Origin of the sequence: Flavobacterium movens (genome assembly GCF_039581425.1) — a bacterium.
GTDB classification, from domain to species: domain Bacteria; phylum Bacteroidota; class Bacteroidia; order Flavobacteriales; family Flavobacteriaceae; genus Flavobacterium; species Flavobacterium luteolum.
On the sequence record NZ_JBCPXY010000003.1, the window covers coordinates 106,618 to 126,785 of the forward strand.

Consider the following 20,168-nt stretch of genomic DNA (forward strand, 5'->3'; position numbering starts at 1 on the left):
ATCCCTATTTACTACTTTTAGAGCTTTAAATCAGGATATGAAATATTTCGCAATTTTCTTTTTTACACTTCTCGCCAACATTGGTTTTGCACAAGATACGCAAGATACACAACCAACAGTTCCACAAAGAGTTTCAGGTTATGTTATTAACGACGACAGCAAACAACCGCTTGCTGGAGTAAACATCATTAACACCAACAAAGTGCGTGGTGCAAAATCTGACGAAAAAGGGTATTTTGAAATTGACGTACAAGTCAACGATACACTTCATTTTTCTATTCTAGGATTTCAATCATTAAGAATCAGAGTTACAAATGACTGGATAAAAAATAAAGTAACCCGAATTCAACTTACTGAAAAAGCAATTGCTTTGGAAGAAGTCGTTATTGCACCTTTCTCTTTGACTGGATATCTTGAAATTGACTCTAAATTAATTCCAACAAAAGAAAACTATCGTTACAGTATTTCTGGACTTACTCAAGGTTACGAAGCGGGAGAATATGCTCCAAATGCTTTTGGAAAAGTCCTCGGTTCGATCTTTAACCCTGCCGACATGCTTTATAATTTCTTTGGAAAAAATGGTAAAGAACTCAAGAAGCTAAAGGAAATGAAAAAAGATGATACTGTGCGAACGCTTTTAGAGTCCAAATACGATCGCGAAACGGTTGCAGTATTACTAGGTATCAGCAAAGACGAAATCCCTGAAATTATGCACCGTTGCAATTATTCAGATTCTTTCATTCAATCCGCAAACGATCTTCAGATTATGGATGCAATCAGTGCTTGTTACGAACAGTATAAAGTTTTGAAACGAAATTAAACTCACAACATAAAAAATCAATCCTCATTTTTAAAATTGAGGATTTTTTTTGTTTTAAATATAACTACTAACTAACAAAACCACAAAAAAAATGTCTACAATACCTTTTCAGACGATTGATTGGAGTCAAATCGATAAAACAGAACACATAGGAGAAACCGGAACTGCTTATTGGCAGACCATACAATTAGGAGGTTTACGTGTTCGAAAAGTTGTTTACAGTAAAAATTATCTTGCTGGTCACTGGTGTCAAAAAGGACACATTGTGCATTGCTTGAAAGGAGATTTCATCAGCGAATTAGATAACGGTGAAAAAATGACATTAACAAAAGGAATGACTTATATTGTTTCTGACGATATGAGTTCTCATCGCTCTATTACAACTAAAGGTGTCGAATTGCTAATAATAGACGGGGACTTTTTAGTTTAGTCTCAGTATACAGTCTCAGTATACAGTTTTACAAAACCGAGTACTGAGACTGTGACTGAAAACTAATATTATTTAACTGGTATATTAGAAAGAATTTCTAATACAAATTTCCAGTATTTCTGTGCAGAAGAAATACTTGCTCTTTCGTCTGGAGAGTGAGCTCCATGAATTGTTGGACCAAAAGAAATCATATCCATATCTGGATAATTTGTTCCTAAAATTCCGCATTCTAAACCTGCGTGGCAAGCTACAACTTTTGGCTGTTCGCCATTTTGCTTTTCGTAAATATCTTTTAAAACTTCTAAAATTTCAGAGTTCACGTTTGGAGTCCAACCTGGATAAGAACCTGAAAGCTCAACTTCACATCCAACTAATTCAAATGCAGAACGTAACGAATTAGCCAAATCAAATTTTGAAGATTCTACAGAAGAACGCGTTAAACATCCAACTAAAATTTCACCGTCTTTAATAACAACGCGAGCAATATTATTTGAAGTTTCTACCAAATCGGCCATATCTGCGCTCATTCTATAAACTCCATTCTGCGCTGCGTAAATCGCTCTGATGATTCCTTCTTGAACACCAAGTTCCATTACTTTTTCCGGTAAATTACCTTTTACGATTTCAATTGATAAGTTTGGTTCAGTTGTTTTATATTCAGCTTTGATATCAGAAATAATCTCCTGCATATCATAAACATAAGCCTCATCAAACATTTGAGAAATAATTACCTTAGCAACACTTTCTCTTGGAATAGCATTTCTAAGACTTCCACCGTTGATTTCTACAATCTGTAAACCAAAGTTTTCAAATGCATCAAACAATAAACGATTCATGATTTTATTGGCATTTCCTAAACCTTTATGAATATCCATTCCTGAATGCCCACCGTTTAAGCCTTTTACTGTAATAGTATAACCAACAGAACCTTCTGGAACTTCTTCTTCATGATATGTTCTTGTAGCCGTTACATCAATTCCACCAGCACATCCAATATCAATTTCATCATCTTCTTCTGTATCCAAATTCAATAAAATCTGACCTTGCAGAATTCCGCCTTTTAGATTTAAAGCTCCAGTCATTCCTGTTTCTTCATCAATTGTAAATAAAGCTTCAATTGCAGGATGCGGAATATCTTTGCTTTCTAGAATTGCCATAATAGTCGCTACTCCTAACCCATTATCAGCTCCAAGTGTTGTGCCGCGCGCGCGAACCCAGTCACCATCCACATACATGTCGATTCCTTGAGTATCAAAATCAAAAACAGTATCTGCATTTTTTTGATGCACCATATCTAAATGTCCTTGCATTACAATTGGCTTGCGGTTTTCCATTCCTGGAGTTGCCGGTTTTCTAATGATTACGTTTCTGATTTCATCTTCGAAAGTTTCTAAACCTAAGCTGTTTCCAAAGTTTTTCATAAACTCAATTACACGCTCTTCTTTCTTCGATGGACGAGGAACAGCATTTAAATCTGCAAATTTGTTCCAAAGTGCTTTTGGTTCCAGATTTCTAATTTCTTGACTCATTATATTATGTTTGATGTTTAACAATTAAGAGCTTCAAAGTTACAAAGTTTATATTTTTTTTCGCCACAAATTTCACGAATTAGCACTAATTATCCACTTTAAAATCAAAATTCACAAATACTATTCTTTTTTAGTTATAAATAATTGTGTTTATATTTACGTATCTAAAATTTACCTTGTGAAATCAAAATACGTTTTACCTTTATTTCTAATTATTCAAATCATTTTTTATAAAATCCTTCCATACTTTCCAGATTTTGTTGAAGGTTTTTACAGTAAAAATTTATTCGTCAGGATTTCACATTTTTCTAGAACAGTTTTAGGTAATATTCCGTTTTCTGTCGGCGACATAATTTATGCTATTTTGATGATTTCTATAATTAGCTGGTTTTGGAAAATAAAGGGAACATGGAAGACTAATTGGAAAGATCATCTTTTAAAAATAATAGGCAAAATTTCTATTTTTTACTTTTTCTTCCATCTGCTTTGGGCTTTCAATTATTATCGCAAACCTCTTTTTGAAAAAATGGAAATCAAAAGAGAATATACCGATGCCGATCTTTTGGCTTTCACTAAAAGATTAATTGCAAAGACGAATGAAGTTCAGTTTCAAATCACAAAAAATAGAAGCTCTAAAATTGTCTTTCCATATTCACAAAAAGAGTCATTTAACATGATTATAAACGGTTATGATAATTTAGCAAAAGAACATCCCTATTTTAAATACAAAACATTAAGCGTAAAAAAATCACTATTTAGCCTTCCTTTAACTTATATGGGATTTGGCGGTTATTTAAATCCATTTACAAACGAAGCGCAAATTAACGACTTATTGCCAATGTACACTTTTCCGCTAACTACATCTCATGAAATGGCACATCAGATTGGTTTTGCAAGTGAAAGTGAATGCAATTTTATTGGTCTTTTGGCTTCTGTCAAAAATGACAATTTATATTATCAATATGCAGGATATAGTTTTGCATTACGCTATTGTCTCGGAATCTGGCAGTTTAAAAACGAGAAAATTTTTGAAATACTAAAAAAACAAGTAAATACTGGAATTTTAAAAAACTACCAAGAAGACCAAGATTTCTGGAAAAAATACGACACATTTATAGACGAAGGTTTTCATTTTCTATGGGATAGTTTTTTAAAAACAAATAACCAAAAAGACGGAATGAAAAGCTATAGTAAGTTCATCGATTTGACGATTAATTATTATAAAACAAGAGAACTATAATTTCTTTTGCCACAGATTAAATGATTAAAAATAATTTCTAATCTCTTTTAATCATTTAGTCTAAAAATAGAAATCATTAAAATCTGTTCAATCTATGGCAAAAAAAATAAACTCAACTGTAACAAAAATGATTTCATAACTACTAATACATTATGAGCGAAAATCTAGAACAGTCATTTGTTGCGCAGCTGCAGGCAAATCAGAATATAATCCACAAGATTTGTAGATTATATACTGCTGGCGAAGATGCTCATAAAGATCTCTTTCAAGAGATTACCATTCAGCTTTGGAAAGCTTATCCAAAATTTAGAGGCGACAGTAAATTTTCGACTTGGACATATCGTGTTGCCTTGAACACAGCGATTACCTTATACCGCAAAACCAAAAGAACTATATCGACCGTAGATTATGAAAATCATCAGCATTTTGTAAAAGATGTTGACTACAATTATGAAGAAGAGGAACAGATAAAACTGATGTACAAGGCAGTTTATCAATTAAATGACATCGAAAAAGCATTAGTTTTTATGTATTTAGAAGACAAAGATTATCAAGAAATAGCTGAAACCTTAGGAATCAGCGAAGTGAATGCGCGTGTGAAAATGAACAGAATTAAAGGGAAACTTAAAAAAATACTAAATCCTTAAAAATTATTATGAAAGAACTGGATTTACTAAAAAAAGACTGGCAAAAGAACTCAGGTTCTTTTCAACAAATTTCTGAAAACGAAATCTACAAGATGATTCACAGAAAGTCATCTTCCATTGTAAAATGGATTTTGATTATCAGTATTTTGGAGATTTCATTTTGGACATTTTCAAACATTTTCATCAATACAGATGATGTACTGCATAAAATGAACCATCCTGAAATTGTAACAGCTTTAGAGTTTTTAACGTATTTCAATTATGTTGTCGTTTTAATTTTTGTCTACATTTTCTATAAAAATTATAAAACCATTTCGACCACAATAGCCACAAAATCTCTAATGAGCGCTATTTTAAGAACTCGTAAAACAGTACAATATTATGTTTGGTACAATTTAGGAATGATTGTAATTACAGCCATTTTGAGCTTCTTTATTGCTTTTGTCTACAATCCAGACATGGAGTTTTTAAGAAACAAACTTGCCATGAACGGAAAAGCAATGTTTGTAACAATCGGGATTCTATTCTTAGTAATCTTAGGTTTCTTCGGATTGTTCTGGTGTTTCTATAGAATTATCTACGGAACTCTTTTAAGAAGATTGTACGCAAATTACAAAGAGTTGAAAAAGATAGATTTCTGAAAAAGTTTCTAAGACGCTGAGATACTAAGATTCTAAGTTTTTCCAACTTAAAACCTTAAACTTGAAACAAAACATAATCAACTTTTAATAATCCCATTGCCTCATTTTATTCAATTCTTCTTGTGCTTTGATTTCTTCGGCAGGAATAACTTTTAAAAATGATGGGTGCTGTTCTATTGCGTATTCTACTTTTTCTACGATTTGTTCGATAGTGTCATTTTCATAATCAATATCAAGAGGTTCTTTGATAATGAACGACTGTAAAATTCCTTTTTTCTTCATTCGAAGCCCTTTTTTATCGAATGATCTGCGGAAACCGTCAATTACAATCGGAATAACAAGCGGTTTGTGTTGTTTAATAATATGTGCAGTTCCTTTACGAACAGGCTTAAATGATTTTGTAGTTCCTTGAGGAAAAGTAATCACCCAACCGTCTTCAAGCGCAATTCTAATATTTTCAGTATCGTTTGGATTTACTTCTCTTTTTTCGGTAACATCAACGCCTTTTGCACGCCAAGTTCGCTCCACTGTAATTGCTCCAACATAAGCCAAAATTCTCGGCAGCAAACCAGCTTGCATTGTTTCTTTTGCAGCAACATAATAAATATTCATTTTTGGCTGCCACAAATAACCTATATTCTTAATCGTATCTTGACGTCCAGATAAACTGGCGTTAAAAACATGAAACATCGCGACAACGTCTGCAAAATAAGTCTGATGATTGGATATAAATAAAACATTAGTGTCTGGAAGTGTTTTAATAATTTCAGATCCTTCAATCTGCAATTCGTTAAAACCTCTATATCTCTTATGAGTCATCGCACCTAGAACTCGGATTAACCATTTCTTGATGAATAAAATATGCCCAAAAGGATTTCGCTTAAACAATCCCATAACTAATTTATCTTATTTTTTTGTTAGGTCGCAAACATACAAAAATTATTCTTTTAGCAACAGTATAAAACAATTTCTCCAATTAAGAGATATCCAAATGAATATCAAATCATTAAATGAACTTTATCAAATTTCTTTTGCAATAACTGCTTGCAAAACATCTCTCAATTCACTCAAAATCATCGCTGTGGCTCCCCAAACAATATGGTTCTGAATATTAAAGGCTGGAACTAAAATATTTGCCCCATAAGAAGTTGATAATCTGGCTTCGATAATAATATCATCATTTAAAAAAACAGACAAAGGCAGTTCTATAATTCCAGCTACCTCTCTTATATCGGGGTAAAAAGAAAGCTCTTCTGTTGCAATACCCAAAAAAGGATGCACTAAAAAGTTACTTGGAGGAATATACATTGGGGAGAAAGGTTTAATGATATCAATTTTTTCCCTTGCAACTCCAACCTCTTCATGTGTTTCTCTAAGTGCAGTCGTTTCAAAATTCAGATCTTCTTTCTCGTACTTTCCACCTGGAAAGGCAATTTGAGCTGAATGAACTCCATCATAAGCATTTCTAACAATCAACACCAAATGTGTTTTTTCCTGTTTTGGATAAAACAGCATCATTACTCCAGCCATTCTGGCGTTCAACGCTTCGATATCAAGATTTTTTAATCCTTCTATACGTTCTTTGGGAGCCATTTTTAAATGTGAGGTTACTGCTGGCAGCTCTACAGGAATTATATTGGGAACATATTTCAAAAAGTCTTGAAAATTCATAATCAAAGCTTATTTTTGTACTTTCAAATAAAACATAAATATACTCCAGAAAACGCAGTACCACAAGTTTTCTATTATTAAAGCCTAAAAAAATGTACAGCAAAGAAGAATCGCAAAGAATAAAAAGAGAATTTTGGGTAGCTTTTGCCGAAAAATATCCTCGTAAATGGGTACTTTATGATACAAAGATCAAAGACTTTTCTTTTAAGTTTTATGTTGACAACAAAAAGGCTCAAGTTTTAATTGACATTGAACAGCGAAGTGATGAAAAACGCATTGCGTATTTCGAAAAACTAGAAGCTTTAAAAAACATTTTAGAGGAAGAATTTATTAAAGATTTAGTCTTTGAGAAAAATCACACTTTAGAAAGCGGTAAAACCATCAGCAGAATTTGGGTTGAAAAACTTGGCGTTGGTTTCAGCAATAAAAACACTTGGGATACTATTTTTGATTTTTTCAACGAAAATATGCACGCTCTCGAAATGTTCTATTTAGAATATGATGAGTTTATTAAGGATGTTGAATCTTTGTAGCTTCTGAGGTTCTGAGATACTAAGGTTCTAAGTTACTAAATCTTATAGTATCAAATAAAATAATAAACCCGACAAGTTTTAAAAAAACTGTCGGGTTTGCTATATAAAAACTTAGCACCTCAGAACCTTAGTATCTTAGAACCTTATTATACTGTAATAATATTATAAACTATAATATGATCATCATAGTTAATATATAACTGTTTCCTGAAGTCTTGCTTTTTTCGAGTTATAATTGACAGTTTGCATTCTCTTCCATCATTATCTTTACACATAAAGGAGTATACAATGTCAGTATCGTTTTCTTCTCTTTCTATATAATCTAAAATACTGTAAAGCTGGATTTCTTGAGAATACACAACAATCCTGTGTTTATTGGTGTCTAAAACCACCGAAAGATTTACCAGATCCAGATTGGACCATTCTCCCCACTTACCTCTTTCATTTTTTTCTAGAACACTAAATCCTGAGGTTTTAAAATGATAAGACTGACTCTGAACCTGTTGCAATCCAAAAGCTAAAAACAGTAACAATATGTAGGGGCGTAGGGAATTCATAAAATATTTCTTGCAGGTAATTAAAACTCAAAAGTACTCTTTTCTTTGGATGCGACTTCAAATTCGGCTACCATTTGTTGAACAATTTGCTCAACTGGTAAGATTTCATGAATTAGACCAGCAACTTGTCCAATTTCCAATTCTCCATCGTCCAAATCTCCTTCAAACATTCCTTTTTTGGCTCTAGCTCTTCCTAAAAGCTGAACCAATTCTTCTTTGGATGGACATTTTTGATACAAATCCTGAACATCCTGATAGAATTTATTTTTTATTAATCGAACAGGCGCCAATTCTTTCAAAGTCAATTGTGTACCTCCTTCTATAGTACTAACTATAGTTTCTTTAAAATTATTGTGCGAAGAAGATTCTATAGATGCTGCAAAACGGCTTCCAACCTGAACACCATCTGCTCCAAGAACCATTGCCGCAAGCATTCCTCTTCCTGTTGCAATTCCTCCCGCTGCAATTAAAGGAATTTTTATTTTTTCTTTCACCATTGGAATCAAAGTCAAAGTAGTGGTTTCTTCACGTCCGTTATGTCCGCCTGCTTCAAAACCTTCTGCCACGACGGCATCAACACCAGCATCTTGCGCTTTTAAAGCAAAAACACTGCTGCTTACTACATGTACAACTGTAATACCTTTTTCTTTCAAAAAAGAAGTCCAAGTTTTAGGATTTCCAGCGGAAGTAAAAACGATTTTAACACCTTCTTCAACCACAATATTCATGATTTCTTCGATATTAGGATATAACATCGGAATATTGACTCCAAAAGGTTTGTCAGTCGCTTTTTTACATTTTTGGATGTGTTCTCTTAAAACTTCTGGATACATCGAACCTGCACCAATAAGCCCTAAACCTCCAGCATTACTTACTGCCGAAGCCAATTTGTAACCACTATTCCAGATCATTCCGCCTTGAATGATTGGATATTTTATATTGAAAAGTTGGGTGATTTTATTCATTAAAATTATTGCTTGATTATCTTTCCTGTTTTATGCAGATTATCAGCATCAAAACTATAGATATACAATCCGCTTTGAAGCGATTGAAGAGAAAGAATTGGATTTGAATTACTGATTTTTTCTTCTATTAATTTTTGCCCCAAGATAGAATAAATGGTTATTGATGCAGTATTGTTTTCGTTTAAAAAAGAAAACGAAACTTCATTTTTAGCTGGATTCGGATAAACTGCAAACGAAGCCTCCGCAATGAAACTGTCAACACTTAATGCTGCCCCAAAATTTGGAATTCCGTATCCATAATTATTATCCGGATTTGTATATCGATCAGCAGAACTCAAAATCATCTGTCTGATTTCTTTGTTTGTTTTTGATGGAAACGCCTGCCATAAAGAAGCTGCCATTCCTGCCATTATCGGACAAGAAAATGACGTTCCGCTTGCTGTCACAATATTTCCATTTGCGTCAGAAACTACCGCCAATGCTCCTTGTGCCATAACATCGGGTTTTATTCTTCCATCGTAACTTGGTCCGATCGAACTAGAACTAGCTCTTACTTTAGAAGCATTAACAGAACCGATTGCCAAAACTGAAAGAGCATCTGCAGGTGAGCCAATATGCTTTTCTACTTGAGTTCCTTCATTTCCCGCTGAAGCTAACACTAAAATTCCTTTACTAAAAGCGATTTCCGCGCCACGAGAAATAAAAGTCGTAATTCCGTTCATATCGCTGTAAGTATGATTGTACCTAATTTCATCTCTATCCAAAAAATAACCCAATGAAGTAGTAATTATATCAACACCTAGAGCATCAGCCTTTTCCGCAGCTTCTACCCACAGCGACTCTTCCAATGGAATCTCTTGAGCTTGAATTTCTGTAATAAAAAGGTAATAAGATGCATTTGGAGCTGTCCCAACTAAAGAATTTGCTTTATAACCGCCCATAGTGGAAAGTACCGAAGTTCCATGAGAATCGCCCGTATAGAAATTGCTATTCCTGGTAGTATAATCGTAACCACCTAGAATTTTATTATTATTCCTAAGATTTTCAAATGGTTGCGCAGTATTAACACCAGGAAAACCGCCGTCCATAACTGCTATAATTTTTCCATCTCCTGTATAATTCTGCTGATGGAGAACTTGTCCGTTTAGCATCTGAATTTGATTCGCAGAATTTCCGTAAGAATAGTCAATTGTAGTTTTTAATTGTTCATTGGTTTGGCTTATCGAAGTTTGGGGAACTTTTTTTCCTGTAGTATTTAAAGTTCTATCTGCAAACTCTACTCTAGAAACAAAAGACAGTGATTTTAAAGCATTAATGTTTGATTTAGTTCCTTGAATATGAAGTGCATTCAACCATTTTGATTGCGCTTTTATAGTAATTCCTGCGCTTGAAGCAATTTGATTTACATAGGAGGTTTCCAAAGGAGCATCAGTAATAGTTAAAGCAATATTCTGGTTCGTTCTTCGATCCAAGGCTCTTTGTGAAAGTTCGCTTAGCGGATTGTCATAAAAAGCTTGTGCATTAGGTTTACCATTAAAATAAACCCACGCATCTTCTTGTGAAAATACTGTAAACGAAAGAAGTAATAAAAGAAAAGTAAAGCTACATCTCATCAATTTATACCTTTAAGGGATTTACTCCCAAATAAAGTATAAAGCTAAGAAATTACTCCCGAACCAACTAATTCATTTTCCAAATACCAAGCAACAAATTGTCCTTCCGTAATAGCAGACTGCGGTTCTTCAAACTCCACATACATTCCGTCTTCAAACTGATATAAAACAGCTTTTTGCAAAGGCTGACGGTAACGAATTCTCGCCATCACTTCCATTTTCTCACCAGCTTTCAGAGTCATGTCTTCTCTAATCCAGTGCACTTCAGATTCTCCAACAAAAAGCGCTTTTTTAAACAAACCTGGATGCTGACTCGACATACCTGTATAAATAGTATTGGTTTCAACATCTGTAGCAATTACAAATAAAGGATCTGTTGTACCACCAACATTTAGACCTTTTCTTTGTCCAACTGTAAAATAATGAGCACCTTGGTGTTTTCCAACCACTTTACCCATTGTTGGAAGATATTCTAATTTTTGAGACTCTAATTTTAGTCTTTCCTCCAAAGAAAGTTCAGTCGATTTCTCAACAGTATAAATCGGATCATTTTTATCAATCTGAACAATTTTACCTTCTTTTGGTTGTAGTTTTTGCTGTAAAAACTCTGGAAGACGAACTTTTCCAATAAAACATAAACCTTGAGAATCTTTCTTTTCAGCTGTAACCAATTCCATTTCGGCAGCAATTTCGCGTACTTCTGGTTTTGTTAAAGCTCCGATAGGAAACAAAGCTTTTGACAATTGCTCTTGAGACAACTGGCATAAAAAGTATGACTGATCTTTGTTCACATCATTTCCAGCAATTAATTGATAAACTGTTTTTCCGTCTACTTCAATTTCGCTTTTTTGACAATAATGTCCTGTTGCCACATAATCTGCACCAAGGCTTAAAGCGATTTTCATAAACACATCAAATTTGATTTCGCGATTACAAAGCACATCAGGATTTGGAGTTCTCCCTTTTTCATATTCGTTAAACATGTAGTCAACGATTTTTTCTTTGTACTCTTCGCTTAAATCAACAGTTTGAAACGGTATGCCCAGTTTTTCAGCAACAAGCAAAGCATCGTTACTGTCTTCCAGCCAAGGACATTCGTTAGAAATAGTAACCGAATCATCGTGCCAGTTCTTCATGAAAAGGCCAATAACTTCGTATCCCTGCTGCTGCAATAAATATGCTGCAACACTAGAATCTACTCCACCTGAAAGTCCAACAACTACTCGTTTCATTTTGAAATGTTTAATTTTTTAAGGTTGCAAAGGTACACCAAATAATAGAAAATTTCACCATGGTTTTCATTAGTTTAAGCAATCCCGCAGTAGATAAAACTTATTACTTTTTTAAGTACATTTAGTCATACATTTTTAAAACATGAAAAAATACATTTACAGCCTGTTTTTCTTTCTTGCCTTAACTTCTTTAAGTGCACAGCGATTTAGCGCGTCCCTGTCAAATTATGAAGCTTACAAGGCATTTAGAGGAAAACCTTTGTCTGATAAATTTTCAAATATTGAATCAGTAAAAGTGATTTATGATATGCGAAAACAGAAAATGTATTATTTCAACAGCAGTGTTATTCTGCTTCATTATGATTTCGTTGTCAATTATTTGGGCTATAGCCAAGATCTTGAAATATTTAATAATGAAAATTACAGCGATACAGAAAAAAACAGAGATTTTCTTCTCGGAAACTTAAACCACATTAAAGGAACGGATAAATGGATTTTTGAACTTGCTGCCTCCGATCATATGCCAGTTCCATTAATTGAACGTTTTTTTGGTATGGTTAAAAATTCAACATTTATTGGCGAAAAACTAAAATTTTATTTGAACAATCCCGATATGATGCAATGGTATCAAGAACAGAAATTCAAAATTCCTTGCGTAAAATCAGATTATATTTTTGGTGAAATCAAATATCAAGAAGTTGTTCGAGGAACTAATATTGGGATTCTAAGAAAATACAAAATCAAGGAATTGGAATCCACAAAGCCTAATTCTGACGAAATCATTATTTTGGATGGAACGCCAGATATTCTCCCAAACGTTCGAGGCATTATTGTAAATGAACTTCAAACACCTTTAAGCCATTTGGTTCTTCTAGGAAAAAACAGAAAGATTCCGATTATGGCTTATACCGATATTGAAAAAGACAACAATATCAAAAAACTGCTATCTAAAAAAGTAGAACTAAAAATCGAAGTCGATACTTTTTTCATCAAAGAAACAACCAAAAAGATTCCAGTAAAAACATCTGGAAAAAAGAAAAAGCTCATTATTGATAATAGCATTACCGAATTAGTGAACTTGGCTGAAATTCCAAAAAAGGGAGTTAATTATATTGGTTCAAAAGCACAAAACATGGCGTATTTAATAGCTATTTCAAAAGAAATTCCATTTAAAGTACCCGAAAATGCGCATGCTATTCCGTTTTACTATTATACAAAACATATTCAGAATCCTGCTATTTCTCCATTAATTGCAGAACTTTTAGCTTTTCCTCAAAAAGATTCTACAATTTGGATCAATAAACAGCTTAAGAAAATTAGAGACGCTATCAAAAAAGAACCTATTGATCCCGAATTAATTTCGAAATTAAACATCGCTTTTAAAAATGCAAAATTTAAAAACTTTAGATTCCGTTCCTCCACAAATGCAGAAGATTTAGATGATTTTAATGGCGCTGGACTATACGATTCTAAAACCGGAATTTTAGGCGATTCCATCAAAACATTTGAAAAAGCAATCAAACAAGTTTGGGCAAGTGTCTGGAACGAGGCTTCGTATAACGAAAGAGAACTTTTTGGAATTGACCAACAGAATATTGCAATGGGCGTTTTAGTGCATCGTTCATTTCCTGACGAATTAGCAAATGGTGTTATTATAACCAAAAATATATTTAGAGAGAACTTTCCAGGAATTACGGTTAATGTTCAAAAAGGAGAAAACTCTGTTGTAAAACCCGAAAAAGGAGAAATCTGCGAACAATTTGTGGCCTATCATTTTAATGACGGAAAAGACGAAACCGATTTTGATATCGATTATACTTCAAATTCAAATCTGAATAATAACGAGCCTTTATTAACCAGAAAAGAAATGAGTAACCTTTATGATGTCAGCAAGAAAATTGAGAGCAAAATGTATCGATATTGGCGCAAAAACCAATTTCATCCGGTAGATATTGAATTTAAAATTGTGGGTGAAAAAAGAGATTTATACATCAAACAAGTTCGTCCTTTCAACGATTAATAGAATACCAATAAGTCAATTTCATTGGCTGTTGTGTTTATTAATACAATTCGAAAATCAAAGTCTTCAATTTTAATTTTTTGCTGAATTGATTTTCGAATTATTTCAGTGTTCAATGAAAAATTTTCATCTAGCGGAATTTTCACATCGACTGAATTTAGATATTTTGACGCTTTCTTATTTACGATAATTGAAGCCGCTATATAAAATCCAATGATAATAATTTGAAAAAAGAGCAACAATTCAATCTTTTCAAACGGATACATAATATCTAAAATAGACAGGGTAATTGTTGCAAAAAGAAAGATGATTGCGTTTACGGTAAAGGATTGTGTTCTAAAACGGAGTATCGAAAAAATCGCAAATAATCCAAACCCGATTCCGACTCCTATTTCGATTTTAGTAAAAAGATAACAAAGAGAAAAAGTACAAAGCCCAACAATAACCATCAACGGATTTATGGTAGCATTATCTTTTCTGTTGGAAAAAAAATACAGAACTAAAATTGAGCAAAACAACAGTAAAAATCGTCCTAAAAGTTCATTTAAATCCATTGGTTAGAATAATTGGTTACTCAAATGTAAACAATTTATTCTTTACCTATTTTATTTTTTAATGAATGAATTCTGAACTTTTTAGACTGCTACTTTTTCGGCGCTGCACCTTTTTCTGCGGCTTTATTTGTGTTTTTAGGATCACTCATATTTACTTCTTTAACCAATTTCCCTTTTTGATAAAACTGCCAGATTCCTGCTTTTTTACCATTTACAAATTTACCTTTAGAAGCAATAGATTTATCTGAATCATAAAAAACAGATTCTCCGTTGTATTCGTTATTCATAAAGTTCGATTCTTCCAAAAGCGTTCCATCCTGACCTATTTTTTTATATGGTCCTTCCTTTAAACCATTTTTATACGTCATCTCTTCTGCAATTTGAGCATTTGGATAATAAATCGTTCTTAAGCCTTCTAATTTTCCATTTTTGTAGTTCTCCACAGTCATTAAAACTTTAGAAGCTTTATGATAGTATTTCCACTCTCCCTCTCTTGCTTTTCCAACTTCTTTTCCTTCGCTTACTTTATTTTTGCTCTGATCATAAAAAATTGTGTATGAACTTCCATCATTTGCGCTAAAATCTCTTGTAGCTATAATGTCTCCCTTTTTTGTATCATCAAAAAATTTAAAAACACCTGTTTCTTTTCCGTGATCAAAAGTTCCTTCGTAGCGAGGGCGTTTAGATTCCGCATAAGTACCTTTCCAAAGTCCGTCTTTTTTTCCAGATGCATCAACTTTATTTATATCGGTTTGGGCATTTGACATTAATGTTGTCAGGAATAATAATCCAAATATGATTTTTTTTGAGATCATAATAAGTTCTAATTTTTAAGCTTAACGAAAATCTTACTTATAAAGTATAATGGTATAAAAAAATCCCGATAAATCGAGATTTTTTTATTGAGAATTATTTCTTTTTATTCTGAGCTTTTGCGGCTTCCTGCTGCTCCATTACTTCTTGAAGACGTTGTTGGAACTTACTTGGCTTCTTAGGCTCTCTTTGTTTATTTTCTTGAATCTGAGCGTGAATTTTATCACTATCTACAATATAATTCTTAATTACGAACATAATTCCGATTGTAATTAAGTTCGAAATGAAGTTGTATAAAGATAATCCTGAACCGTAATTATTGAAGAAAATTAACATCATTAATGGCGAAACATAAATCATGATTTTCATCATTTTTGCCATATCTGGCATACCTTCTTGTTGAGGAGCTGCCATTTGCTGATCTCCTGAAGTCATCTTCATGTAGAAGAAAATTGCAATTGCCGCCAAGATTGGGAACAAACTGATGTGATCTCCATACATCGGAATAGTGAATGGTAATTTTACAACCGAGTCAAAAGAAGATAAATCGTCTGCCCAAAGGAAACTTTTTTGTCTTAATTCAAACGCCGCAGGGAAAAACTGGAACGATGCGTACATAAATGGCAACTGAATCAATGCCGGAATACATCCTGCCATTGGGTTTACACCTGCTTTGTTGTACAACTTCATTGTTTCCTGTTGTTTCTTCATTGGGTCTTTTTTGAATTTTTCTCCCAACTCTGCAATATCAGGTCTTAAAACTTTCATTTTAGCCTGAGACAAGAATGACTTATAGGTAATTGGCGACATGGCCAATTTGATGATAATTGTAAAAATAATGATCGCAATACCTAATGACAATCCAATTGTTGAGCTTAAGAATCCAAATAAAGGAATAAAGATCCATTTGTTGATCCATCCAAAGATTCCCCATCCTAATGGAATAATCTTTTCGAAATTTTTATCGTAAGCTTTTAATGTTTTGTAATCTGCAGGACCCATGTACAAATTCATTTTGTAATCGATCTCTCCATTTGAAAACGCTAAAGGCAAATTAGCTCTAAACTGCTTAGTGAAAACAGTATCGATTTTTTCGTCTTTAACTAAATCGTCAGATTGTAATTTTGAAGTTTCAAAAGGTTTGTCTGTAGATAAAATCGTAGTAAAGAAATGTTGTTTGAATGCAACATAACTCACTTTTGTAGGCGTCTCTTCTTTCCCTTGTCCGTGCGAACTTACGTTGTTGTATTTTGATTCTTCGTATTTAAAATCAATTTGTGCATAACGATTTTCATACGCAATACTTTTCTCATTTCTGTATGTTTTTAAATCCCATTGCAAATCAATTGGTTTTGCAGAATTTAAAACTCTATTTAATCCTTGAGAACGAATATCAAAACCAACTAAGTAATCGTTTGGTTTAAGAATGTATTTATATTCTAAAAATTCATTAGCTCCAGCTTTCAAACGCATAGACAAAACTTGGTCTGCTCCAATTTTTTCTAAAGTTGGTTCAAAATACAAATCTTTAGAGTTTAATGTTCTATTATCTGTAGTAAGAAGCTGTAAATTTAAGTTTGAGTTGTTGTTTTTGATTAACTCAACTAATTGTCCAGAACCTTTTTTTAATCTTTCGAATTCTTTTAAAGTAGCTTCAACAATATAACCACCTTTATTAGCAATCTTTAATCTTAATTTTTCGTTTTCGATTGTAGTAAAAGCTTCTTTTGCAGAAGGAAGTGTTGCAGAATAAGCAAATCCTCCTAAAGTTTTTTGCAATTGCGCCAATTGAACCGTATCACCAGGAGTTACAGCTGCAGCTGGTAATGACGCAGTTTTAGCTTTATCTGCTTTTGCTTGTGCTTCTTGTTTAGCAACTAATTCTTTCTTGGCTTTTTCAGCAGCAATTTCTTTTTCAGAAGGCTGATTTTGATACATAATCCAAATCAAAATTCCGAAGATCAATACAAAACCAATGATCGAATTAAAGTCTAATTTTTTTTCTTCCATTATTAATTTAAAAAGTTATTCGTTGAAGGTTATTAGTAATGAGTCTGACTCAAATGTTACATCTTCTCAGAATATAATTATTATTTTTTATGCGCATTTACCGCAGCAGCCACAAAGTTTACAAAGATCGGGTGCGGATTTGCAACTGTACTTTTGTATTCTGGGTGGTATTGTACACCAATGAAGAACGGGTGATTTTCAAGCTCTACGATTTCGACTAAACCTGTATCAGGGTTAACTCCTGAAGCTTTTAAACCAGCTTTCTGTAATTCATCAGCATATTTATTGTTATACTCGTAACGGTGGCGGTGACGCTCCGAAATAGTTTTTTGTCCGTAAATTTTGTATGCTAAAGTGTCTGGTTTAATATCGCATTTCCAAGCACCTAAACGCATTGTTCCTCCTTTATCGGTTACATTTTTCTGTTCTTCCATCAAACTCACAACTGGATGAGACGTTTTATCGTTCATCTCTGTAGAGTTCGCTTCTGCATAACCTAAAATATTTCTAGAATATTCGATAACAGACATTTGCATTCCTAAACAGATTCCGAAGAAAGGAATGTTGTTTTCACGTACAAAACGAACGGCTTCGATTTTTCCTTCAATACCTCTTTCACCAAAACCTGGAGCAACTAAAACTCCGTCTAGAGAACCTAATTTCTCTTCCACATTATCAGCATTGATATGTTCTGAGTGAATAGAAATTACGTTTACTTTTGTTTCGTTTGCAGCTCCTGCATGAATGAACGCCTCTAAAATAGATTTGTAACAATCCTGCATTTCTACATATTTCCCAACCAAACCAATGTTTACCGTTTGTTTTGGGCTTTTTAATCTTTTTAAGAAAGTATTCCAGTTTTTAAGATCTGGAGATGCTTTTTTAGGCAAATCTAATTTCTTTAAAGCTACCACGTCTAATCCTTCTTCAAGCATTAAGTTTGGAACTTCATATATAGTAGAAGCATCGATTGACTGAATAACCGCTTCTTTCTTCACATTACAGAATAAAGCTAATTTCTGGCGTAATTCCTGAGACAATTCGTGCTCTGTTCTACAAACCAAAATATCTGCTTTAATACCACTCTCCATTAAAGTTTTAACAGAGTGCTGAGTTGGTTTCGTTTTCAACTCTCCTGCCGCTGCCAAATATGGAACTAATGTTAAATGAATTACGATTCCGTTATTTTCACCCAACTCCCAAACCAATTGACGAACAGATTCTATATAAGGTAGAGATTCAATATCACCAACAGTACCACCAATTTCAGTAATTACAATATCATAGTCGCCAGATTTACCTAGCAATTGCATTCTGTCTTTGATTTCGTTTGTGATATGAGGAACAACTTGAACCGTTTTTCCTAAAAATTCTCCTCTTCTTTCTTTTTCAATAACCGAAAGATAAACTCTTCCTGTAGTAACATTATTAGCCTGAGAAGTAGGAACGTTTAAGAAACGCTCATAGTGCCCTAAGTCTAAGTCAGTTTCAGCTCCATCATCTGTCACGTAACATTCTCCGTGCTCATAAGGATTTAAAGTTCCTGGATCAACGTTAATGTATGGATCAAATTTCTGAATAGTTGTACGGTATCCTCTTCCTTGTAACAATTTTGCCAAAGATGCCGCGATAATCCCTTTTCCTAATGAAGAGGTCACACCTCCTGTAACAAAAATATATTTTGTTTGATTCATTCTGTTGTTGTTTGTAAGTAGTTGTGTAAAAAACTTGGCAAAAGTACAAATTTAATTAGACAATTTATCAATTCCAGAATGAGATAATTTTTAAATTTTTAGAGTTCTTTCGAATTAGATAAAGGTTTAAAGTTCTGGCTTTACAAAATGAAAGCTTTTTAGGATTTTGACTAAAAATTCGCAACTAAATATACAGAACCTTAGCAAATTAAAAATATACCAAAGACTTTCTTTTTTGTATTATTAGTTGAGATTATTGATTAAACACCTTTTATTATCAAATACAGTAAAAATTAATTGCAGATTACCATGTAACAAATTTTATCTAGAAGGAACCATAAAGAAATTAAATGTCAAGAACCATTTATCCCACAAATCAACGTTTATACCTCCATTTTTAGCCGAAACGTACACAACCAAATCATCTAAAATTGATAAAATTTCTTTTTTTATAATTTCAGCTTCTTTCTGACTTCCGCTAATTCTAAATATTTTTACATCTAGTTTATTCAATTTGTTAATCTGAAATAAAATAGAAATACTACCCTTATATTTCGACATAATTCCTGACCACTTAAATCTTGTATTTAAAAGACTAATATATTTAGGATTTAAACCGTTGCCAATTACTAATAGATATTCTTTTTTACCGTATAAAAACTTAGGCTTTTCTTCAACTTCATTTAAAGACATTATTAAGCCATTTCTAAAATTAGGACAGGTTTCTTGAATTATTTTTTGCGCTTCTATATCTCGAAGCAAATAAGCTTGATAGAAGTCCTCACAAGCATTTTCATTCTCCCCTAACTTCAATTTTGAAGCAGCGAGATTAAACCATCCATCTTTATTTGATGGGTCTTCTAGTGTAATCTTTGTGTATATTTCTTTTGCCAACAAAAAATCGCTTCCTGAATAAGCTTTTTCTCCATCAATAAATAATTGATTTATATTAACCGTTTGTGAAACACATATTTGAGCAAAACATAGGAACAAAATTTTTAACTTAAATCTCATAATCTAAACAAATAAACAGATTATAAAGAATCATTAAAAACATTACTATTTACAATATACAAAAGGGATATAGAGAAAAGTTTAGGCATAAAAAAAATATTATAATTTAAAAAACACTGACTTGTACACATTTATGAATTCAAGCTGGAATTCTGTGGTATCACTTTGTTTTTGGAAATTATAAT

Annotated in this window: 19 protein-coding genes; 7 read left to right on the top strand and 12 right to left on the bottom strand. The window is 32.9% G+C overall.

Annotated elements, in window-relative coordinates:
- Positions 1-37 precede the first annotated feature (37 nt).
- A complete protein-coding gene (locus tag AAYQ05_RS06805) occupies positions 38-820 on the top strand; it encodes a carboxypeptidase-like regulatory domain-containing protein (protein WP_202000727.1) in 783 nt (260 codons plus the stop codon).
- A 91-nt stretch (positions 821-911) separates the two neighbouring features.
- Positions 912-1,250: a DHCW motif cupin fold protein gene (locus tag AAYQ05_RS06810; RefSeq protein WP_343542131.1), complete on the top strand. Its 339-nt coding sequence runs from the start codon at positions 912-914 to the stop codon at positions 1,248-1,250.
- Positions 1,251-1,318: 68 nt separating this feature from the next.
- On the opposite strand, the gene AAYQ05_RS06815 is transcribed toward AAYQ05_RS06810, so the two are convergent.
- Positions 1,319-2,779 (bottom strand): aminoacyl-histidine dipeptidase, encoded by a 1,461-nt coding sequence (locus tag AAYQ05_RS06815; RefSeq protein WP_343542133.1) that lies wholly within the window; start codon positions 2,777-2,779, stop codon positions 1,319-1,321.
- 178 nt (positions 2,780-2,957) lie between these two features.
- Between AAYQ05_RS06815 and AAYQ05_RS06820 the strand changes: the two genes are divergently transcribed.
- From AAYQ05_RS06820 to AAYQ05_RS06830, 3 genes are all read left to right on the top strand, one after another.
- Positions 2,958-4,019: a DUF3810 domain-containing protein gene (locus AAYQ05_RS06820; protein WP_343542135.1), complete on the top strand. Its 1,062-nt coding sequence runs from the start codon at positions 2,958-2,960 to the stop codon at positions 4,017-4,019.
- Between the two features lie 152 nt (positions 4,020-4,171).
- On the top strand, positions 4,172-4,666 hold the full coding sequence (locus AAYQ05_RS06825; RefSeq protein WP_008462500.1) for an RNA polymerase sigma factor: 495 nt from the start codon (positions 4,172-4,174) through the stop codon (positions 4,664-4,666).
- Between the two features lie 8 nt (positions 4,667-4,674).
- Positions 4,675-5,307 carry a DUF8845 family protein gene (locus AAYQ05_RS06830; RefSeq protein WP_177210258.1) on the top strand — a complete coding sequence of 211 codons (633 nt, stop codon included), beginning with the start codon at positions 4,675-4,677 and terminating at the stop codon, positions 5,305-5,307.
- Positions 5,308-5,391: 84 nt separating this feature from the next.
- Here the strand turns inward: AAYQ05_RS06830 and AAYQ05_RS06835 are convergent, their stop codons facing one another.
- Positions 5,392-6,201: a lysophospholipid acyltransferase family protein gene (locus tag AAYQ05_RS06835; RefSeq protein WP_274255990.1), complete on the bottom strand. Its 810-nt coding sequence runs from the start codon at positions 6,199-6,201 to the stop codon at positions 5,392-5,394.
- Between the two features lie 126 nt (positions 6,202-6,327).
- On the bottom strand, positions 6,328-6,978 hold the full coding sequence (locus tag AAYQ05_RS06840; RefSeq protein WP_343542139.1) for an NUDIX hydrolase: 651 nt from the start codon (positions 6,976-6,978) through the stop codon (positions 6,328-6,330).
- Between the two features lie 92 nt (positions 6,979-7,070).
- On the opposite strand from AAYQ05_RS06840, the gene AAYQ05_RS06845 reads away from it, so the two are divergent.
- On the top strand, positions 7,071-7,511 hold the full coding sequence (locus AAYQ05_RS06845) for a DUF4268 domain-containing protein (RefSeq protein ID WP_343542141.1): 441 nt from the start codon (positions 7,071-7,073) through the stop codon (positions 7,509-7,511).
- Positions 7,512-7,657: 146 nt separating this feature from the next.
- Here the strand turns inward: AAYQ05_RS06845 and AAYQ05_RS06850 are convergent, their stop codons facing one another.
- Genes AAYQ05_RS06850 through mnmA form a run of 4 tightly spaced genes read right to left on the bottom strand, consistent with a single transcriptional unit; the run spans position 7,658 to position 11,878 of the window.
- Positions 7,658-8,068, bottom strand: coding sequence for a hypothetical protein (locus tag AAYQ05_RS06850; RefSeq protein WP_343542143.1), 411 nt, complete (start codon positions 8,066-8,068; stop codon positions 7,658-7,660).
- Between the two features lie 20 nt (positions 8,069-8,088).
- Positions 8,089-9,033 carry an NAD(P)H-dependent flavin oxidoreductase gene (locus AAYQ05_RS06855; RefSeq protein ID WP_343542144.1) on the bottom strand — a complete coding sequence of 315 codons (945 nt, stop codon included), beginning with the start codon at positions 9,031-9,033 and terminating at the stop codon, positions 8,089-8,091.
- Between the two features lie 5 nt (positions 9,034-9,038).
- Complete coding sequence (locus tag AAYQ05_RS06860) at positions 9,039-10,646, bottom strand: S8 family serine peptidase (protein WP_343542145.1); 1,608 nt, start codon at positions 10,644-10,646, stop codon at positions 9,039-9,041.
- Positions 10,647-10,690: 44 nt separating this feature from the next.
- Complete coding sequence (mnmA, locus tag AAYQ05_RS06865) at positions 10,691-11,878, bottom strand: tRNA 2-thiouridine(34) synthase MnmA (RefSeq protein WP_445709710.1); 1,188 nt, start codon at positions 11,876-11,878, stop codon at positions 10,691-10,693.
- 142 nt (positions 11,879-12,020) lie between these two features.
- On the opposite strand from mnmA, the gene AAYQ05_RS06870 reads away from it, so the two are divergent.
- Positions 12,021-13,898 (top strand): PEP/pyruvate-binding domain-containing protein, encoded by a 1,878-nt coding sequence (locus tag AAYQ05_RS06870; protein WP_343542146.1) that lies wholly within the window; start codon positions 12,021-12,023, stop codon positions 13,896-13,898.
- Here AAYQ05_RS06870 and AAYQ05_RS06875 read toward each other — a convergent pair.
- The 5 genes from AAYQ05_RS06875 to AAYQ05_RS06895 form a co-directional block, all read right to left on the bottom strand.
- On the bottom strand, positions 13,895-14,452 hold the full coding sequence (locus AAYQ05_RS06875; protein ID WP_343542148.1) for a DUF4956 domain-containing protein: 558 nt from the start codon (positions 14,450-14,452) through the stop codon (positions 13,895-13,897). The genes AAYQ05_RS06870 and AAYQ05_RS06875 overlap by 4 nt on opposite strands.
- 89 nt (positions 14,453-14,541) lie before the next feature.
- Positions 14,542-15,267, bottom strand: a complete 726-nt coding sequence (locus AAYQ05_RS06880; protein ID WP_343542150.1) for a toxin-antitoxin system YwqK family antitoxin — start codon at positions 15,265-15,267, stop codon at positions 14,542-14,544.
- Between the two features lie 94 nt (positions 15,268-15,361).
- Entirely contained in the window at positions 15,362-17,275 is a 1,914-nt protein-coding gene (gene yidC / locus AAYQ05_RS06885) for a membrane protein insertase YidC (protein WP_177210270.1), read from the bottom strand.
- An 80-nt stretch (positions 17,276-17,355) separates the two neighbouring features.
- On the bottom strand, positions 17,356-18,969 hold the full coding sequence (gene pyrG / locus AAYQ05_RS06890) for a CTP synthase (protein WP_177210271.1): 1,614 nt from the start codon (positions 18,967-18,969) through the stop codon (positions 17,356-17,358).
- Between the two features lie 321 nt (positions 18,970-19,290).
- Positions 19,291-19,983 (bottom strand): tetratricopeptide repeat protein, encoded by a 693-nt coding sequence (locus AAYQ05_RS06895; protein ID WP_343542152.1) that lies wholly within the window; start codon positions 19,981-19,983, stop codon positions 19,291-19,293.
- Positions 19,984-20,168 lie beyond the last annotated feature (185 nt).